The 15,923-nt window shown below is 72.5% G+C and carries 16 protein-coding genes; 4 read left to right on the forward strand and 12 right to left on the reverse strand.

All coding sequences use genetic code 11. The annotated features are described in order from the left end of the window. Positions 1 to 1,231, reverse strand: a 1,231-nt coding sequence (locus AB0P24_RS44065; protein ID WP_365804433.1) for a UDP-N-acetylglucosamine--N-acetylglucosamine transferase, incomplete at its 3' end; no start/stop codon positions are given. A gap of 194 nt (positions 1,232 to 1,425) precedes the next feature. On the opposite strand from AB0P24_RS44065, the gene AB0P24_RS44070 reads away from it, so the two are divergent. The 3 genes from AB0P24_RS44070 (at position 1,426) to AB0P24_RS44080 (ending at position 3,924) form a co-directional block, all read left to right on the forward strand. Then, the gene (locus AB0P24_RS44070; protein ID WP_365804435.1) at positions 1,426 to 1,839 is read left to right on the forward strand and encodes a BlaI/MecI/CopY family transcriptional regulator; all 414 of its coding nucleotides are present in this window, start codon (positions 1,426 to 1,428) and stop codon (positions 1,837 to 1,839) included. Between the two features lie 4 nt (positions 1,840 to 1,843). Then, positions 1,844 to 2,854, forward strand: coding sequence for a M56 family metallopeptidase (locus tag AB0P24_RS44075; RefSeq protein ID WP_365804437.1), 1,011 nt, complete (start codon positions 1,844 to 1,846; stop codon positions 2,852 to 2,854). Between the two features lie 131 nt (positions 2,855 to 2,985). Beyond that, complete coding sequence (locus AB0P24_RS44080; RefSeq protein ID WP_365804439.1) at positions 2,986 to 3,924, forward strand: alpha/beta hydrolase fold domain-containing protein; 939 nt, start codon at positions 2,986 to 2,988, stop codon at positions 3,922 to 3,924. Between the two features lie 125 nt (positions 3,925 to 4,049). Here AB0P24_RS44080 and AB0P24_RS44085 read toward each other — a convergent pair whose 3' ends face one another. The 5 genes from AB0P24_RS44085 to AB0P24_RS44105 form a co-directional block, all read right to left on the reverse strand. Then, positions 4,050 to 5,102, reverse strand: coding sequence for an Ldh family oxidoreductase (locus AB0P24_RS44085; RefSeq protein WP_365804441.1), 1,053 nt, complete (start codon positions 5,100 to 5,102; stop codon positions 4,050 to 4,052). A gap of 20 nt (positions 5,103 to 5,122) precedes the next feature. Continuing rightward, positions 5,123 to 6,823, reverse strand: coding sequence for a thiamine pyrophosphate-dependent enzyme (locus AB0P24_RS44090; protein WP_365804443.1), 1,701 nt, complete (start codon positions 6,821 to 6,823; stop codon positions 5,123 to 5,125). Positions 6,824 to 6,836: 13 nt separating this feature from the next. Continuing rightward, on the reverse strand, positions 6,837 to 7,697 hold the full coding sequence (locus AB0P24_RS44095) for an amidohydrolase family protein (RefSeq protein ID WP_365804445.1): 861 nt from the start codon (positions 7,695 to 7,697) through the stop codon (positions 6,837 to 6,839). A 141-nt stretch (positions 7,698 to 7,838) separates the two neighbouring features. Further along, positions 7,839 to 9,038: an L-2-hydroxyglutarate oxidase gene (lhgO, locus tag AB0P24_RS44100; RefSeq protein WP_365804447.1), complete on the reverse strand. Its 1,200-nt coding sequence runs from the start codon at positions 9,036 to 9,038 to the stop codon at positions 7,839 to 7,841. Next, positions 9,031 to 10,491: an aldehyde dehydrogenase family protein gene (locus tag AB0P24_RS44105; protein WP_365804449.1), complete on the reverse strand. Its 1,461-nt coding sequence runs from the start codon at positions 10,489 to 10,491 to the stop codon at positions 9,031 to 9,033. Before AB0P24_RS44105 ends, lhgO begins: the two co-directional genes overlap by 8 nt. Positions 10,492 to 10,672: 181 nt before the next feature. On the opposite strand from AB0P24_RS44105, the gene AB0P24_RS44110 reads away from it, so the two are divergent. Then, complete coding sequence (locus tag AB0P24_RS44110; RefSeq protein ID WP_365804451.1) at positions 10,673 to 10,960, forward strand: antibiotic biosynthesis monooxygenase; 288 nt, start codon at positions 10,673 to 10,675, stop codon at positions 10,958 to 10,960. 67 nt (positions 10,961 to 11,027) lie between these two features. Here the strand turns inward: AB0P24_RS44110 and AB0P24_RS44115 are convergent, their stop codons facing one another. The 6 genes from AB0P24_RS44115 to AB0P24_RS44140 are packed head-to-tail and all read right to left on the reverse strand — an operon-like array spanning position 11,028 to position 15,909. Further along, complete coding sequence (locus AB0P24_RS44115) at positions 11,028 to 12,038, reverse strand: methionine synthase II (cobalamin-independent)-like protein (RefSeq protein WP_365804453.1); 1,011 nt, start codon at positions 12,036 to 12,038, stop codon at positions 11,028 to 11,030. 3 nt (positions 12,039 to 12,041) lie between these two features. After that, positions 12,042 to 12,518 (reverse strand): heme-binding protein, encoded by a 477-nt coding sequence (locus AB0P24_RS44120; RefSeq protein ID WP_365804455.1) that lies wholly within the window; start codon positions 12,516 to 12,518, stop codon positions 12,042 to 12,044. Further along, positions 12,515 to 13,300, reverse strand: coding sequence for an alpha/beta hydrolase (locus AB0P24_RS44125; RefSeq protein ID WP_365804457.1), 786 nt, complete (start codon positions 13,298 to 13,300; stop codon positions 12,515 to 12,517). The genes AB0P24_RS44120 and AB0P24_RS44125 overlap by 4 nt, the downstream gene beginning before the upstream one ends. Before the next feature lie 25 nt (positions 13,301 to 13,325). Continuing rightward, a complete protein-coding gene (locus AB0P24_RS44130; protein WP_365804459.1) occupies positions 13,326 to 13,697 on the reverse strand; it encodes a VOC family protein in 372 nt (123 codons plus the stop codon). After that, on the reverse strand, positions 13,694 to 14,464 hold the full coding sequence (locus tag AB0P24_RS44135) for a fumarylacetoacetate hydrolase family protein (protein WP_365804461.1): 771 nt from the start codon (positions 14,462 to 14,464) through the stop codon (positions 13,694 to 13,696). The genes AB0P24_RS44130 and AB0P24_RS44135 overlap by 4 nt, the downstream gene beginning before the upstream one ends. Beyond that, the gene (locus tag AB0P24_RS44140) at positions 14,461 to 15,909 is read right to left on the reverse strand and encodes an NAD-dependent succinate-semialdehyde dehydrogenase (RefSeq protein WP_365804463.1); all 1,449 of its coding nucleotides are present in this window, start codon (positions 15,907 to 15,909) and stop codon (positions 14,461 to 14,463) included. Before AB0P24_RS44140 ends, AB0P24_RS44135 begins: the two co-directional genes overlap by 4 nt. Between the last annotated feature and the right edge of the window lie 14 nt (positions 15,910 to 15,923).

A 15,923-nucleotide genomic window follows, 5' to 3' on the forward strand; every position in this document is an offset into this window, starting at 1 on the left:
GGCCCGCCGGCGGTGACGGCAGGTCGAGGCCGGGCGGGACCGGCGGGGGGCCGGGCGTCCGGCAGGCGCGGGCGATCTCGTCCGCGGGGCCCGCTCCGGGTGCGGCGAACAGGGCGCGGCCCGCCTCGCGTTGCAGCAGACCGCGCGCACCGTCGATCAAGTCGCTCAGGACGTCCTTGAGTTCGGCCGGGTCGCGGATCCAGGCGGCGACCTGGGCCTCGTCGAGAGCCGCGGCGTTGGTGATGCCGTGGCCCGGTATGCAGCGGTAACTGGCCACGGGCAGCCCGGCGGCGAACGCCTCCAGCGAGGTCAGGCCGCCCGCGTTCTGCACCAGCACGTCGGCCGCGTGCATCAGGCCGGGCATGTCGTCGACCCAGCCGTAGGCGTGCTCGATGCCGTCGGCGCGCAGTTGCCCGGCGAGTGCCTCGTTGCGGCCGCAGACGACGACCGGGACGACCGCGCCGCAGTCGCGCAGTTCAAGGGCCACCTGCCGGACCGGGCCGACCCCCCAGGAGCCGGCGACCAGCAGCGCCAGCGGAGCGTCCGCGGGGAGAGCGAAGCGGGCCCGGGCCGCCCGGCGGCGCCCGGCGTCGGCGGGGCAGAAGCGCGGGTCCGCGACCGGGCCGCCCACCCGGACGTCCCGGGCGCCCAGGGCGCGGGCCTGCGCGGCGGGTACGGCATGGGCGGCGAGGTGGACGTCGACGCCCTCGGCCACCCACAGCGGGTGCACCGAGAAGTCGGTGAGATACGTGAACACCGGCACATCCAGGCGCCCGGTCAGCCGCAGCCTGCCCAGGACGCGGCTGGCGCCGGGGTAGGTGGAGACGACGGCGCCGGTGTCCGCGGGGAGGGCGCCGAGCATGCGGTTCTCGGCGGTGCGCAGCAGCGCGCGAGCCAACGGGCCGCCGCCTCCGGCGCGTTCGGTGCTGGTGTAGACGTGCTGGTAGAACCAGGGCGCCCGGACGAGCATCCGGTGGTAGCCGTCGCGGACGGCCCGGCCGAGCCGGGCGGGCAGCAGGTCGAGCAGGTCGCACCGGTCGACCGTGACACCCGCCGCGGTCAGCCGGCGTTCCAGTTCGCGCGCGGCGCCGTCGTGACCCGCGCCGATGCTCGCGGAGACGATCACGACGCGCTCGGCAGACGTGTCGCGCCGGGGCGCGAGGCCGGGCCGGGGACGCAGGGCGGCGGCCGCCAGGGCGCGCAGATGCACCGTACTTCCGAGGTGGGGCATGGGTGGGTTCCTCCGCAGATACTCCGCAGTTGGAGTGGAGCGGCGAAACTCTACAACATGTAGTAGGGGAACTCGTACAACCTGTAGTAGACGACTTTCGCGCAGGTCATCCAGCACCCTCGGCCGGTTCTCCATGCCGTGGTAGCACGGTGGGTAGGCTGTGGCCTCGAACACGGGTTGAAGGACGGTGAACGGTGCGTGACCGGAGGAGCGGCGAGACCGGCGAGGCATCCGGCCGGCGGGCGCGCGGTGAGCTGGAGAGCGGTGTCCTGGCCACCCTCTGGACCGCCTCCGGGCCGCTGACCGCCCGGCAGGTCCAGGAACGGCTGCCCGGGGACCTCGCGTACACGACGGTGCTCACCATCCTGTCCCGGCTCCACGACAAGGGCGCACTGGTACGGCACCGGGCGGGCCGGGGCTACGCGTACGCGCCGGTGCGGGACGAGGCGTCCGACACCGCCCAGCGGATGCACACCCTGCTGGAACGCGGTTCCGACCGGGAGGCCGTGCTCACCCGGTTCGTCTCCGAACTCTCCCAGGAGGACGAGCAGTTGCTGCAGCGCCTGCTCGGGGAACACGACGGCGGGCCGGCCGGCGAAGGACCGTGAGCCGATGGCAGTCAGCGTCTACGTCCCCCTCATGGTCACCGTGGTCCTCTCGGTGCTCGCGCCCCGGCTCGCCCTGCGGTTGGCGCCGCGCCCGGCGGCGTGGGCGCTGGCCGGCGGCGCCCTGGTGACGGCGCTCGGCTGGCTGGGTTCGCTGGCGCTGCTGGCGTTCACCGGGTTCGCGCAGATCCCGGAGGTCGCCGAGGAGGGCCGCTGGTCGGTGACGGCGCTGCGCGCGGACGACCCCGTGTACCTCACCGTGTCCGCGGTCGCGACGGTCGCCCTGCTCGCCTCCCTGTCCGGCCTCGCGGTCGCCGCGGTAGGGCAGGTACGGCATCTGCTCTGGGCGCGCCGGGAGTGCGCGCGGCTGCCCGGGCACCTGGAACTGGCCGTGCTCGACGACGCGTCGCCGCAGGCCTTCGCGCTCCCGGGGGCGCCGGGCCGGATCGTGGTCTCGCACGGGATGCTGCGCTGTCTCGGCGACACCGAGCGGGAGGCGCTGCTCGCGCACGAGCGGGCCCATCTGCGCGGCCGCCACCATCTCTTCCAGACCGCCTGGCGGCTCACCGCCGCCGCCTGCCCCCTGCTGCGGCCGGTCGCCGGGACCGGCGGCTTCGTGCTGGAGCGCTGGGCCGACGAAGCGGCCGCGGAGCGGGTCGGGGACCGGACGGTCGTCGCCCGCGCGGTGGGCCGGGCGGCTCTCGCCTCGGCCAAGTCCCCGGCCGGGGCTTCGCTCGCGGCGACCGGCGGCGCGGTGCCGCAGCGGGTACGGGCCCTGCTCGCCCCGCCGCCCCCGAAGCGGACGCTGCCGCTGGTCATGGGCGCCGCGCTGCTGGCCGTGTCCTGTGCGAGCCTGGCCGAGGCCGCGTCGGACAGCGAGCACATGATCGAGGGTGCCCGGTTCGCCGCGTGCGTGACCGCCCGCAAGGACCCGGGGTCGCCGGCGCCGCAGCCCGGACGCGGGCCCTGCGGCTGCCCTCCGCACGGCCACGACAGGCCGGCCCGGTACCTGCGCTGACCCCCCAGGGGCTTGACACCACGATCGGAGAGCGGGTTATCGTCACCCGACGATCAGCAGGATTCCTGATGATTGATCCGTCGCTCGGCGGATGCCGTCCCGCAGCGCACGCCCCTCCCGATCGGAGCCGCATGTCCCTCCTGGCCCGCCCTTCGGTCGCCGCCCTCGCCGCGAAGACCATGCAGCGGCTGACCCTGCTCGCGAGCAGACGTGCGAGCGGCCCGGGTTCCGACGCCGACGCGCACGCCCGGTTCCCCGAGTTCCCGCGCACGGTGCGGACGTTGACCATCCCGACGTCCGTCGCCCCGGCCCGCGCCACCGTCTACCTGCCGGCCGCCGCGGCCCCCGCTCCCCCGGTGCACGTCAACTTCCACGGCGGCGGTTACGTCATGTCGCTCACCGAACTCGACGACCCGCTCTGCCGGTTCCTGGCCGCCGAGGCCGGGGTGGCCGTGGTCAACGTCGACTACGTCGTCGCCCCGCAGCACCCCTTCCCGGCCCCGCCGCGCCAGGCCTACGAGGTGGTCCGCTGGGTGGCGGAGCACGCGGCCGAGCAGGGCTGGGACGGCACCCGGCTGACCGTGGGCGGGCAGAGCGCCGGCGGCGGGCTCGCGGCGGCGGTGGCCCGGCAGGCGCTGGCGGAGGGCGGCCCCGCCATCGCCCTCCAGGTCCTCCACTACCCCCCGCTGGACCTGGCGACGAGCGCCACCGACAAGCGGGCCGCCGTCGCCAGGCCGATGCTGCGGCCCTGGATGGCCGAGGTGTTCGACACCTCGTACGTCCCGGAACCGAAGAACCGCACCGACCCGCTGGTCTCCCCCGCCCACCCGTCCGACACGGCCGACCTGACCGGCATCGCCCCGGCACTGGTGATAACCGCCGAGTACGACCTGCTGAGGGCGGAGGGCGAACGGTATGCGGCGCGGCTGGGGGGCGTCGGGGCACTGGTGGAGCACCACGAGGTGGCGGAAGCGGATCACGGGTACGACGGCAAGGACGAGGTGAAGGCGCGGGAGGTCTATGCGCTCATCGCGCGCCATGTGCGGGAGGCCGGGGGCCGGGGCGCCTGAGAGCTCGGGGGCGCTGCCGGTGCGCGACCGACCGTTGCGGCGGCTCGTCGTGCCCGGGCGGAGCCACCGCGCGGCGACAGGGCCCCGCGCCCCTTCAGGGCGACGAGGCACCGTCGCACACGTGACTACCCTTCGAGCCGCGGCACAGCGACGCCCAGCTGCTCGGCCCGCTCGGTCAGTTCACGCCACACCTTCGGAGCGACCGGGATGCCCATCGCGCCCCGCTCGTCGGCCGCCGCCGCACTGCGCTCACCGGGGTAGAACACCCCGTCCGCGCCCTCCGCGACCGGCAGGCCCTTCAGCGTGCTCAGGGCGTCGTCGACGTTCGCGGTGAATGCCTCCGGGTCGCCGAAGGCCGCCGGGTCCACGGCGATGAGGAGGGCGTTCTGCCGGTGCTTGCGGTCGCCCGCGTGGAAGGACGCGAAGATGGGGGCGCCGACGAGGACGCTGGTCAGGAGTTCGAAGGCCAGGGACATGCCGGAGCCCTTGGCACCGCCCAGGGGCAGGGGCATGACCGCCAGTTCCGGGTCGGTCGTCGGCGTGCCGTCCTCCGTCGCGGCCGCGCCCTCGGGCAGGGGTGTGCCGCTCGCCCTGGCCTGGCGGATCTTGCCGAGGGCGATGGTGGCGGTGGCCATGTCCAGCAGCAGCGGGGCGTGTTCCCGGGCCGGCACGGCGACGGCGAGCGGGCTGGTGGCGACGGCCGCGCCCTTGACGCCGGTGTACCCCATGTTGGGCATGCCGGCCACGAACCCGATCCCGACCAGGCCCTGTTCGGCGATCCGGGACACGTAGTAGCCGATGGCACCGGTGTGCACCGTGCGGCGGACGCCGACCGAGGCGATGCCCGTCTGGCGGGCCCGCCGGACCGCCTCGTCGGCGGCGGCGGTCAGGGCGACCGGGCCGGGGGCGCGGTCGGCGTCGAGGACGGCGGCGGCCGGCGCCGTCGACTCGATCCGCATCTGCGGCCCCGCGTTGGCGACGCCCTTGGCGAGCAGGTCCAGGTAGGCGGGGACGCGGGCGGTGCCGTGCGAGTCGACGCCGCGCTGGGCGGCCCAGACGAACACGTCGGCGGTGGTGCGGGCGTGCTCGGCGCTCAGGCCGCCCTTTTCGAGGAGGGCGGATGAGAAGACGCGCAGGTCGTCGGCGGGCACCAGGATCTTGGTGGGGGTGTTGGACATGGTTGCGGTGTGTCTCCTGGCTAGCGGGTGACTAGGACGTCCACGACGGCGGTCGTGCCCTCGGCCACGGCCTTCAGGGCGCGTTCGAGCGCCGGCGCGAGCGCCTCCGACGTGTCGACGGTCTCGGTGTGCATGCCGAACGGCTCGGCGAAGGCGGCGAGCCGGGGCAGCCGGTGCAGATCGGTGCCGAGCCATTCGCCGGTCTCGGCGGCCGCGCCGTCGGGGTAGAACCGGCGGTGGTTGAGGTTCATCGACTTGTAGACACGGTTGTTGAACACCACGACCAGCAACGGCAGTTCGTACGCGTTCGAGGCGTCGTACGAGGGGATCACCGGGTTGTAGGTGAACGCGCCGTCGCCGATGGTGAGGACCACCGGCCGTTCCTGGGCGGCGAGTTTGACGCCGAGGGCGACCGCGATGCCCTGGCCGAGTCCGCCCTGGACGTAGAAGTAGGAGTCGGGGCCGGCGGTCTGGACGTGTCGCCTGACGATCCGGCTGTGGGTGATGGTCTCGTCGACGACGATCGCGTCCTGCCCGTGCAGCAGCGTGCGCAGGGTCGCGGCGACCAGCACCGGGTCGATACCCCTGGCCTCGGCCGCCTTCGCCTCCGCCGCCGCGATCGCGGACCGCTCGGCGGCGTGCCGTTCCTGCTGCGCCGCGCGGCGCGCCTGGACCGCATGCTCGTCGAGGTCCTTCGCCCGCTTGGTCAGCTGGCGCAGCGTGTTGGCGACATCGCCCTCCAGGTAGGTGTCGGCGAACAGCACCTGGTAGACCACGTGCGGGCGTTGCGGGACCTCGTCGATCACCACGATCTTCGCCTTGGACGGGCGGCGCGAGGGCGGGTAGAAGGGGGCACGGCAGTTGACGAGGAGGATCAGGTCGGCCGAGTCCATCCAGGGGCCGATGTCACTGCCCGCGTGCAGCGGGTGGGTGCGCGGGAAGTTGCCGCACACCGCCGAGTCCGGCTCCACGACCGGGATGTGCCACGCCTCGGCGAAGGCGACCAGGGCCTCGAAGCCGCCCGCCTCGCGCCCCGCCGTCTCCGTGACGATCACCGGGTTGGCCGCCTCGCGGATCAGCTGCGCGACCGGGTCGGCCTCCTCCGGCGAGCTGTGCGTGGAGCCCGGCGGGACGACGGGCTTGGCCTCGCGGCCGTCCCACTCCTCCAGGAGGATCTCCAGGGGGATGTTCAGGTACGCCGGCCCGGCCGGGGCCCGCCAGGCCAGTTCCGCCGCCCGGGTGATCATGGCCGGGAGCGTGTGGACGCTCGCGGCCTCGGTCGACCACTTGGTGAAGGGCTGGGCGATGCCGTGCGGGCCGCCCACGATCGACAGGTTGCGGTACCACTGGCCGCCCGGGTCGTGGCCGGGGGCGTCGCCGTACGTCGTCGACTCGGACGAGGCGACCACCATCGGCACGCCGGCCAGCAGCGCGCCGTGCACGGCCATCGAGCCCTGGAGCAGGCCCGGTGCCGCGTGCAGCAGGACGCCCTGCGGGCGGCGCTCGATCAGCCCGTAGCCGGTGGCCATGCCCACGGCGACCGTCTCGTGGGTCAGGTCGAGGTACCGCGGGGCGGGCTCGCCGTCGCGGTGGCGGCGGGCCAGCGCCTCCCACACCGGGGCCCATTCGGACCCCGAGGAGCAGAACACGTAGTCGGCGCCCGCCGCGTTGAAGGCGGAGACGACGGCGTCCCCGCCGTCGGTCCGTGGGTTGTTGGTCATCGCCGGAGTTTCCTCAGCCCTCGATCGGCCAGTTCAGGACCTCGGAGATACCGCGGCCCATGATCCATTCAAGCTCCTCGGGCGTGAAGTCCCAGTGCTTGGTGAACTGCTCGATCGTGTCGGTGTAGGTGATGCCGTGGCCGAGCAGCCGGGTGATGTCGGTGCCGTAGAAGCAGCGCTGCGGGCCCATCTTGTCGACCATCTCGCGCACGTACTTCTGGATGTTGTTGTTCGGGAACGGCTGCGTGGAGTAGCCGGGCAGGGCCGACACCTTGACGTAGACGTTCGGGTGGACGTGCAGGTCGGCGGTCTCCGAGACCCAGTAGCCGATGGCGTCGTCGACGCAGCGGGCCATGATGCCCATGTGGTCGATGATGATCTTCAGCTCGGGGTGCCTGGCGGCGATCTCGCCGAGCTCGCGCTTCCAGATCGGGGCGTGGACCATGGTCGGGATGCGCAGTTCCTCGGCGATCGGCCAGTACCAGTCGTTGGTGCCGTCGATCATCCAGTTGCGGTCCTGCGGCCGGTGGAAGGTGAGCCGGGTCCCCTTGACGTGCGGGTTCTGGGCGAAGTCCGTGAGCATGGCCTTGCCCTCTTCGGGCTTGTTCTGCGGGACGCGGGCCATGATGCCGAACCGGTCCGGGTGGGCCTCGCAGGCCTCCAGGGCGTAGTCGATGCGGTCGCCCTCCCAGGACGGCGGCAGGATCAGCGCCCGGTTCACGCCGGCCTCGTCCATCAGCTCCAGGGCCTCCTCGTAGGAGAAGGGGTCCTCGCGATGGCCGTTGAGCCGGATCCGCTCCCGGGCGCCGGGCACCCAGGGGCGGTCCGGGGTCTCTTCCTTCCAGATGTGGATCTGCGTGTCGACGACGAACATGGCGCGAACTCTTCCTCTCGAAAAGGGGCTTGGGGCGGTACGGAAGGAACGCTAGGCAAACCGCGGGCTCTTGCGGAGAGCTGCGGGCGCAAGCTGTTGTTGCGCGGAAGTGCGCTGTTCGCGGGGCGTACGGCCGCTGTCTCAGGGCTCGCCGAAGACGGCCGCGGCGATGTGCTCGGCGATCGCCATCGAGGCCGTGGCGGCCGGCGAGGGCGCGTTGCGCACGGCCGTGATCCGGCCGACGCGGTGGATGCGGAAGTCGTCGACGAGTGTGCCGTCGCGGTCCAGCGCCTGGGCGCGTACGCCCGCGCCGCCGCGCACCACGTCCCGGACGCCGACCTCGGGGACGTACCGCCCGGCGTCCTTCATGAAGGCGGCGGCGGAGAAGGAGCCGCGGTACTCCTTGATGCCGGTACGCCAGTGCTGGGCGGCCATCTTCCAGGCACCCGGGTAGGCCGCGAGAGCCAGCAGGTCCCGGGGCGAGACCCGGCTGCGCCGGTAGCCCTCCTTGGCGAGGGCGAGGACCGCGTTGGGGCCGACCTCCACCGAGCCGTCGACGCGCGGGGTGAAGTGCACGCCGAGGAAGGGGTAGCGGGGATCGGGCACCGGGTAGATCAGTCCGCGCACGAGATGCGCCCGGTCCGGCCTGAGCAGCATGTACTCACCGCGGAACGGGATGATCCGGGGTTCCTGCTTGTCCCGGGCGAGCTGGGCGACGGAGTCGGATTGCAGGCCGGCGCAGAGGATCAGCCGGCCGACGCGGACCCGGTCCTGTCCGGAGGCGACCTCGATGCCTCCCGGCACGGTGGTGATCGAGGTGACCGGGAAGCCGAGGCGCACCTCGCCGCCCGAGTCCACGACGTCCTCGGCGAAGGCGCGGGCGACCGCCGGGTAGTCGGTGATCGCGGTGCGCGGGGAGTGCAGTGCCGCGATGCCTCCGGCGTGCGGCTCCAGCTCCCTGATCTGCTCCCGGGAGACCTTCCGCAGCTCGGGCACATGGTTGTTCTTCGCCCGCTCGTACAGGCTCTCCATCCGGCCGAGCTCGTCCTCGCGCACCGCCACGACCAGCTTGCCGATCTCCTCGTACGGCAGCCGCCGGTCCTGGCAGTACTCGCGCAACAGGGACACGCCCCGCACGCACAGGTCGGCCTTGAGGCTGCCGGGCGTGTAGTAGATGCCCGCGTGCACCACGCCGGAGTTGTGGCCGGTCTGGTGCCGGGAGACCTCCTGCTCCTTCTCGAGGACCACGACCCGGGTGCCGGGGCGGCGCAGGGCGACCTCGCGGGCCGTGGCCAGGCCCACGATGCCGGCGCCGACGACGCCGACCGTCTCCTCAGCCATGGGCCCGCTCCGGGACGCCGACGTTGACGGCCACCGTCTTGACCCGTGTGGAGAACCTCAGGACTTCCTCGCCCTGCTCCTTGTAGCCCGTGCCGGAGTCGTGGAAGCCGCCGAACGGCAGATGGACGTCCCAGCCGGTGGTCGTCGTGTTCACCGCGACCTGCCCGCACTCGGCCTCGTCGGCGAAACGGTACGCCGAGCCGAGGTCGCGGGTGAACACGGCGGCGGCGAGCCCGAACACGGAGTCGTTGACCGCCTCCACGGCCGCGGCGAATCCGTCGGCCGCGCGGACGGCGAGCACGGGGCCGAAGACCTCCTCCCGCCAGACGGCCATGTCCGGGGTGACGCCCGCGAGGACGGTGGGTTCCACGTAGCAGCCGTGGGGCCGCTCGCTGTCCGCCCGGCCTCCGGTGAGCACGGTCGCGCCCTGTTCCACGGCCCTGCCGAGGTCGGCGAGGACGCTGTCACGCTGCTTCGGGCTCGACAGCGGGCACAGGGTGGTCGCCGGGTCGGTGCCGGGGCCGACGGTCAGCGCCGCGGCCTCCGCGACCAGCAGTGCGACGAACTCGTCGTACACCGGCTGCTCGACGATCACCCGGCTGGTGGCCGTGCAGCGCTGCCCGGCCTGGCCGAAGGAGGCGGCCACGACGGCCTTCGCGGCGGCCGGCAGATCGGCGTCGCACAGCACCACCGAGGCGTTCTTGCCGCCGAGTTCGCCCTGGAAGCGGACGTTGCGGTCGGCGAGCCGGCGCCGGATGCGGTTGCCGACGGCGTTGGAGCCGGTGAAGGTGATGCCGGCGATCCGGGGGTCGTCGAGGAGGGCCTCCTCGATCTCGGCGGTCCGGCCGGTGACGACGCCGAGGACGCCGGCGGGCAGCCCCGCGTCGTGCAGGGCGCGGGCGAAGTGGAGCCCCGACAGGGGGGTCTCGGTGGCCGGCTTGAACACGGCCGCGTTGCCGGTGGCGAGCAGCGGGGCGAGTTTGCGGGCCGGGGTGATCAGCGGGTCGTTCCAGGGGCTGATCACCAGGATCACGCCGATCGGCTCGCGCTGGGTGTGCGTGCGGTGGTTCGGGCGTACGTCGTGCAGGAGGGTGCCGTAGCCCTGGCGGGCCAGGCCCGCGTAGTACTCCAGGAAGTCGGCGGCCTTCAGGGTCTCGCCGGTCGCCTCGGCCAGGGTCTTGCCGTTCTCGGCGGTGACGTCGGCGGCGATCTCCCCGGCCCGCTCCCGGATCAGCCGGGCCGCCTCGGTGAGGACACGGGCCCGCTCGAAGGGGTTGGTGCGCTTCCAGACGGCGAAGCCGCGCTCGGCGTGGTCGTAGGCCCGGGTGACGTCCTTGGCGGACAGCGCCGGGACACGGGCAATGGGCGTGCGGACGTCGGCGGGGTCGAGGACGTCGATCCACCGGCCGGTCGTCACCCACTCGCCGCCGGAGAGCGTTTCGAGGGTTCGCATGGACTCACTTCTCTCGTCGGATGGGGACGGAAGTCGCCCGTGTCGACAACACACGAGGTGGGGGGTCCGGGACCAGCCCCGGGGCGGCAGACATTGATTTCGCACCGCGCGGTCGCCCATCTGCGGATTCGTGCTGAAATCGGCGTGAGCCGAGATCCACAGCACCGTCCGGAGGAAAGAGATGGCCTTCACCGTCGTCGCCCACTACCACTGCGCCCCCGCCGACGCGGACACCGTGCGCGACGCGCTGCTCAAGATGCGCGAGCTGACGCCGTCCGAGCCCGCGAACCTCGCCTACGAGGTGCACGCGGAGGTCGACCGGCCGGGGTCGTTCGTGCTGTACGAGCAGTACACCGACCGCGCCGGTTTCGAGGCGCACAAGGCGGCGGACCACTTCGCCGAGCTGATCCTGGGGGTGGTCTTCCCGCTGCTGACGGAGCGGACGGTCACCTTCGCCGAGGTGCTCTGAGCCGCGCCGGAACGCCATTGCCGGGAAGCGCCTCCGCGCGCGCTTCCCGGCACTGTGCCGTCCTGGATCAGAACTCGTTGCCCCACACATAGCGGGCCAGCGTCTCGACCAGGACCAGCTTGCGGCGCTGTCCCCCGGCGGTGAGCAGCGGCCTGGACGCCACGTCGGCGAAGCCCCGGGACGGGCTGAGGGCCGCGTCCTCCAGGTCCTTGAACTCGCCGACCCGGTCGATCCGCTCCAGAACGGTGTCGATGTCCTCCAGGTCGGCCGCGGTCGCGTCGACCACGCCCAGGCACAGGTCCCGGCCCTCGGACAGCACCCGGACCAGGTCGAGCTCGGCCTCGGTGCCCTGGTCGAAGGGCAGCACCCAGCGGTCGACGGGAACCGTCTCGTGGAGTCGCTCGACCCGTGCCCGGTCCACGGCGGCGGGGGCCGCCCAGCCGGGCGCGTGAGCGATCCGGACGCCCTCCGGACGCTCGTCCAGCCGTACCGCCAGGGCGTCCACGGCCAGGGCGTCCTCGAAGGACAGCGCCCCGCCGTCGGCCGCGCCGGTACCCGACTGGGCCAGCAGCAGCGGATTGTTGAGCTGGATCAGCCGCACGCCCCTGGAGACCAGCAGCGCGATCTCGGCCTGGACGATCTCCGCGAGTGCCTCGCCGAGCTCCCGGGCGGAACCGATGCCGTGGCCGGGCTCGAAGGTGGTGGCGGCGAGGTACGCCGGCGAGGGCAGCGACACCTTCGGAGCGATCACCGTCAGCTCGGCGAGCCGTCCGGCCCAGTCGGCGACCAGCGGGCCGTTCGCCTTGGGCAGCGACTCGGCGACCCAGCGGACCAGGCCGTCCGCGCCGGCCTCGTCGGTACGGCGGAAGCCGGAGACCGCGTCGAGGACCGCGCTGCGGAAGTCCGCCCGGGGGAAATCACCGTCGGTGACCACGGTCGAGCGCAGTTTGCGCTGGTAGGCGACCAGGTCCTCGACCGCCTGCCGGAGCGCCTCCGGATCGCCGTCCGCGGCGAGCACCTCGCTCGTGCGGACCAGGCTGCCGTGGTGGTCGATGCGGTAGTTGAACGTGTCCGCCATGATTCACGCGTCCTTTCCGGACGTACCCGGCTTGCCCGCGACGCCCCAGGCGGCGAACTCCAGCTCGTAGCCGAGCAACTGGAGGACCTCCTCGGCGATCTGCTGGTCCTCGTCGGCGGTGCCGCCGGCGATGCCGAGGCCGCCGATGATCTCGCCGTCCTTCTTGATGGTGACGCTGCCCTCGGTGGCCATGATCGGCAGGGCGGCGCCGGGGAGCTGGGAGAGCTGGGAGAAGAAGACCGGCTGGGACTCCTGCCATGTCTTCAGCATCTTGCCGGGGCGCTGCATGATGGCCGCGGTGTAGGCCTTGGCGCGGGCGATGTCCGGGGTGAGGGGGCGGGCGCCGTCGGGGCGGCGGATGGCGATGGGGAAGCCGCCGGCGTCCACGACCGCGACACTCACCGCCTTGCCGATCGCCTGGGCACGCTTGTGGGCGGCGTCGATGATCTCCTCGGCGGCGTCCAGGGAGAGGCTGGTCATACGGCTTCCTTGTCTGCGGTGAGGGTGCGGCGGAGCTTGGCGATCGCCGCGTTGTACGGCTCGGGCGTCTCCCAGTACATCGAGTGCGGGGCGTCCGTGACGATCTCCAGGTGCGAGCCGGTCACCAGTTCGTGAGCGCGGGTGACGGTCCTGACGCTGAGGACGGCGTCCTTCTCGCCCGCGAGGAACGCGATGGTGAGGCCGGAGGCCTGGATGTCCTCCAGTGAGGGGCCGTTGGTGTCGAGGTTCCGCAGGTCCTGCATCGTGGCGACGTTGAAGGTGCCCATCTGCTGGAACAGGAAGGTGAGGTCGGCCCGCTCTCGCTGGAACGATTTAGTCAGCAGCCGGTCGATCACGGGCAACTTGACGGCCTCGGCCCGGTCGGCGGCGGCCAGCTCCTTCAGCTCGGGGTGGCTGATGCCGCCGAGGGAATGGCCCAGGACGACCGAGGAGACCCGCTCGGGGCGCAGCAGTCCGGCGCGCAGGGCGGCGACGGAGCCGATGGACTGGCCGACCAGCATGGCGTCGGTGATGTCCTCCTGGTCGAGGACGGCGACGACGTCACCGGGGAAGTCCTGGCCGTCGAACTCGGGCATGGAGGAGTCGGACCTGCCGAAGCCGCGCAGGTCCACGGTGAGGACCGTGAACTCCTCGCGGAGCGCTGCGACCTGCTGCCACCAGGCGGCGTGGTGGCCGCCGCTGCCGTGCACGAAGAGGATCGCGGGGCCGTTGCCGTGGCGCTCGTAGTAGATGGAGGTGCCGTCGGAGTCAGCGATGGGCATGAGGTGAACTCCCGTACTGATGCGCTTAGTTGGGACGGCGGCCGTGGTGGACGAGCTCGATCATGGTGTGGTCGGGGTCGTGGATGTAGCAGAACTTGGACTGGTTCTCGGGCCGTTCGATGGGCCGGGTGTGCCGGATGCCCAGTTCCTCCAGGTGGGCGAGGAACTCGTCCCAGTCGTCCACCTCGACGGCGAAGTGGTAGGGCGCCATGCGCTCCATCTCCTCCACGGGAGTGAAGTGCAGGTCGAAGTTGCCCCGGGTCATCAGCACCACGCGGGTGTTGGACTTGGGCTGGATCCGCTTCATCCCGAAGACCTTGGTGTACCAGGCCGCGGTGCGGTCGGGGTCGGTGGTGGGGAAGTTGACGTGGTGGATGTACCGGGGTTCGGCGCTCATGAGTGGTTCCCTTCCAGGTGTACGGGGTTGGACAGCACGCCGATACCGCTGATCTCGACCTCGACGATGTCGCCGGGTTCGAGCTGGCAGGTGGACTCGGCGCCCATCCAGAGCACGTCACCGGGGTGAAGGGTGATGTGCTTGGTGATCTCGACGATGTAGTCGAAGGGGTCGAAGACCATGTCCCCGGTCGGGAACTCGGCGCGGACCTCGCCGTTGACGCGCAGCGTGGTGGTCTGCGCGAGCGCGTCGACGTCGGTCTCGATCCAGGGACCCATCGGCTTGAAGGTGTCGCTGTTCTTGCTCCGCCAGAACGTGCGGTCCTGGTGCTGCCAGGTGCGGGCGCTGACGTCGTTGCCGATGGTCCAGCCGAACACGGCCTTGCGGGCCTCGTCGTGGTCGGCATGGCGTACGGTGCGGCCGATCACGGCCACGAGTTCGGGCTCGGCCTCGAATCGGCCGGTCACCTCGGCCGGCCGGACGATCGGCGAACGGTGGCCGGTGAGCGCGTTGCTGGCCCGGTAGCCGACCTCGGGACGCTCGGGTGCCGCGGCACCGGCGTGTTCGATGTGCCGCGGGTAGTTGTAGCCGACGGCGTAGAACACCGGGGGTACGACGGGCGGCAGCCAGACGGCCTCGGCGAGGGGGACCGTGCCGAGGACGTCGGGTTCGCCGTCCAGCGGGGAGCCGGAGAGCAGGTGGACCTCCGTCCGCCCGACCCGGCCCCACACCGGCCGCCCGTCCGCCAGGACGCGTGCGTACCTCATGGCGTCAGCAGGTGGGAGACGCGCTTGGTGACCAGGTAGGCGTCCAGCGCCTCGGGCCCGCCCTCCCGGCCGTATCCGCTGTCCTTGACCCCGCCGGACGGTGCCTCGTGCACCGACCCGCCGCAGTGGTTGAGGGAGAGGATGCCGGCCTCCAGCCCGTCCGAGAGTCTCTCGGCGGTGGCGGCGGACCTGGTGAAGCCGTAGGCGGCCAGGCCGTACGGCAGCGAGTTCGCGGTGGCCAGGGCGTCGTCGAGGTCACGGAAGGGCACGATCGGGGCGAGGGGCCCGAACGGCTCCTCGGACATCAGGTCCGCGTCAGCCGGCACGTCGGTGAGGACGGTCGGGGCGAAGAAGTAGCCGGGACGGTCGAGCCGTTCCCCGCCGGTGAGCACCTTCGCGCCCTTGTCCACCGCGTCCTTGGCGAGCCGCTCGATCGACCGCAGCCGGCGTTCGTTGGCGAGCGGGCCCATGGTGGTGCCCCGGGCGAGACCGTCGCCGACGACGACCGACTCGGCGGCCTTCACGAACTCGGCGGTGAAGTCCTCGACCAGGGACTCGTGGACGAGGAAGCGGCTGGGCGAGGTGCACACCTGCCCGGCGTTGAAGAACTTCGCCTGGGCGGCGCGGCGGGCGGCCTGACCGGCATCGGCGTCGGCGCAGACGATCACCGGGGCGTGGCCGCCCAGCTCCATCAGGGAGGGCTTCATGACCCTGCCGGCCTCGGCGGCGAGGAGCTTGCCCACCGGGACCGAGCCGGTGAAGGCGATCAGCCGGGTCACCGGGGAGGCGATGAGGTGCGCGGAGACCTCGGCGGGCTCGCCGAAGACCAGGTTGAGCACTCCGGCGGGCAGCCCCGCGTCCACGTAGCACGCCACCAGGGCGGCGGCCGTCGCCGGGGTCTCCTCGGAGGCCTTGATGATCAGCGAGCAGCCGGACGCGAGGGCGGAGGAGATCTTGCGGTTGGGTCCGCCGACCGGGAAGTTCCAGGGCACGAAGGCGGCGACGGGCCCGACGGGCTCGCGGCGGACCGTGAGGATCGTGCCGGGCGCGGACGGGATGACCCGGCCGTAGGCACGGCGGGCGTCCTCGGCGTGCCAGCGCAGGGTTTCGGCGGTGCGCCTGGCCTCGTTGGTGGACTCGGTGAGGGTCTTGCCCTGCTCCAGGGTCATCACGCGGCCGATCTCTGCGGCGCGCTCGGCGATCAGATCGGCGGCGCGGTCCAGGATCGCGGAGCGCTTGGCGATCGAGGCCGCGCGCCACACCCTGAAGCCGTGCTCGGCGGCTTCGAGCGCGCGGTCGAGGTCGGCCGCGGTGGCGAGCGGGACCTCGCCGACGACTTTCTCGGTGGCGGGGTTGACGACGGGGGCGGACTGTCCGGAGCCGCCCTGGCACCACTCGCCCGCTATGTACATGCGGACGGCGGGATAGCCGTGGTCGGTGGTCATGAAGGGGTGCCCTC

Source organism: Streptomyces sp. NPDC086519 (assembly GCF_040686075.1).
Lineage (GTDB): Bacteria > Actinomycetota > Actinomycetes > Streptomycetales > Streptomycetaceae > Streptomyces > Streptomyces shenzhenensis.

What these genes read in the sequence shown, in the direction of transcription:
- AB0P24_RS44075 (WP_365804437.1), top strand. Translation starts at nt 1,844, where the DNA reads ATGGCAGTCAGCGTCTACGTCCCCCTCATGGTCACCGTGGTCCTCTCG.
- AB0P24_RS44080 (WP_365804439.1), top strand. Translation starts at nt 2,986, where the DNA reads ATGTCCCTCCTGGCCCGCCCTTCGGTCGCCGCCCTCGCCGCGAAGACC.
- AB0P24_RS44085 (WP_365804441.1), bottom strand. Translation starts at nt 5,102, where the DNA reads ATGTCCAACACCCCCACCAAGATCCTGGTGCCCGCCGACGACCTGCGC.
- AB0P24_RS44090 (WP_365804443.1), bottom strand. Translation starts at nt 6,823, where the DNA reads ATGACCAACAACCCACGGACCGACGGCGGGGACGCCGTCGTCTCCGCC.
- AB0P24_RS44095 (WP_365804445.1), bottom strand. Translation starts at nt 7,697, where the DNA reads ATGTTCGTCGTCGACACGCAGATCCACATCTGGAAGGAAGAGACCCCG.
- lhgO (WP_365804447.1), bottom strand. Translation starts at nt 9,038, where the DNA reads ATGGCTGAGGAGACGGTCGGCGTCGTCGGCGCCGGCATCGTGGGCCTG.
- AB0P24_RS44105 (WP_365804449.1), bottom strand. Translation starts at nt 10,491, where the DNA reads ATGCGAACCCTCGAAACGCTCTCCGGCGGCGAGTGGGTGACGACCGGC.
- AB0P24_RS44110 (WP_365804451.1), top strand. Translation starts at nt 10,673, where the DNA reads ATGGCCTTCACCGTCGTCGCCCACTACCACTGCGCCCCCGCCGACGCG.
- AB0P24_RS44115 (WP_365804453.1), bottom strand. Translation starts at nt 12,038, where the DNA reads ATGGCGGACACGTTCAACTACCGCATCGACCACCACGGCAGCCTGGTC.
- AB0P24_RS44120 (WP_365804455.1), bottom strand. Translation starts at nt 12,518, where the DNA reads ATGACCAGCCTCTCCCTGGACGCCGCCGAGGAGATCATCGACGCCGCC.
- AB0P24_RS44125 (WP_365804457.1), bottom strand. Translation starts at nt 13,300, where the DNA reads ATGCCCATCGCTGACTCCGACGGCACCTCCATCTACTACGAGCGCCAC.
- AB0P24_RS44130 (WP_365804459.1), bottom strand. Translation starts at nt 13,697, where the DNA reads ATGAGCGCCGAACCCCGGTACATCCACCACGTCAACTTCCCCACCACC.
- AB0P24_RS44135 (WP_365804461.1), bottom strand. Translation starts at nt 14,464, where the DNA reads ATGAGGTACGCACGCGTCCTGGCGGACGGGCGGCCGGTGTGGGGCCGG.
- AB0P24_RS44140 (WP_365804463.1), bottom strand. Translation starts at nt 15,909, where the DNA reads ATGACCACCGACCACGGCTATCCCGCCGTCCGCATGTACATAGCGGGC.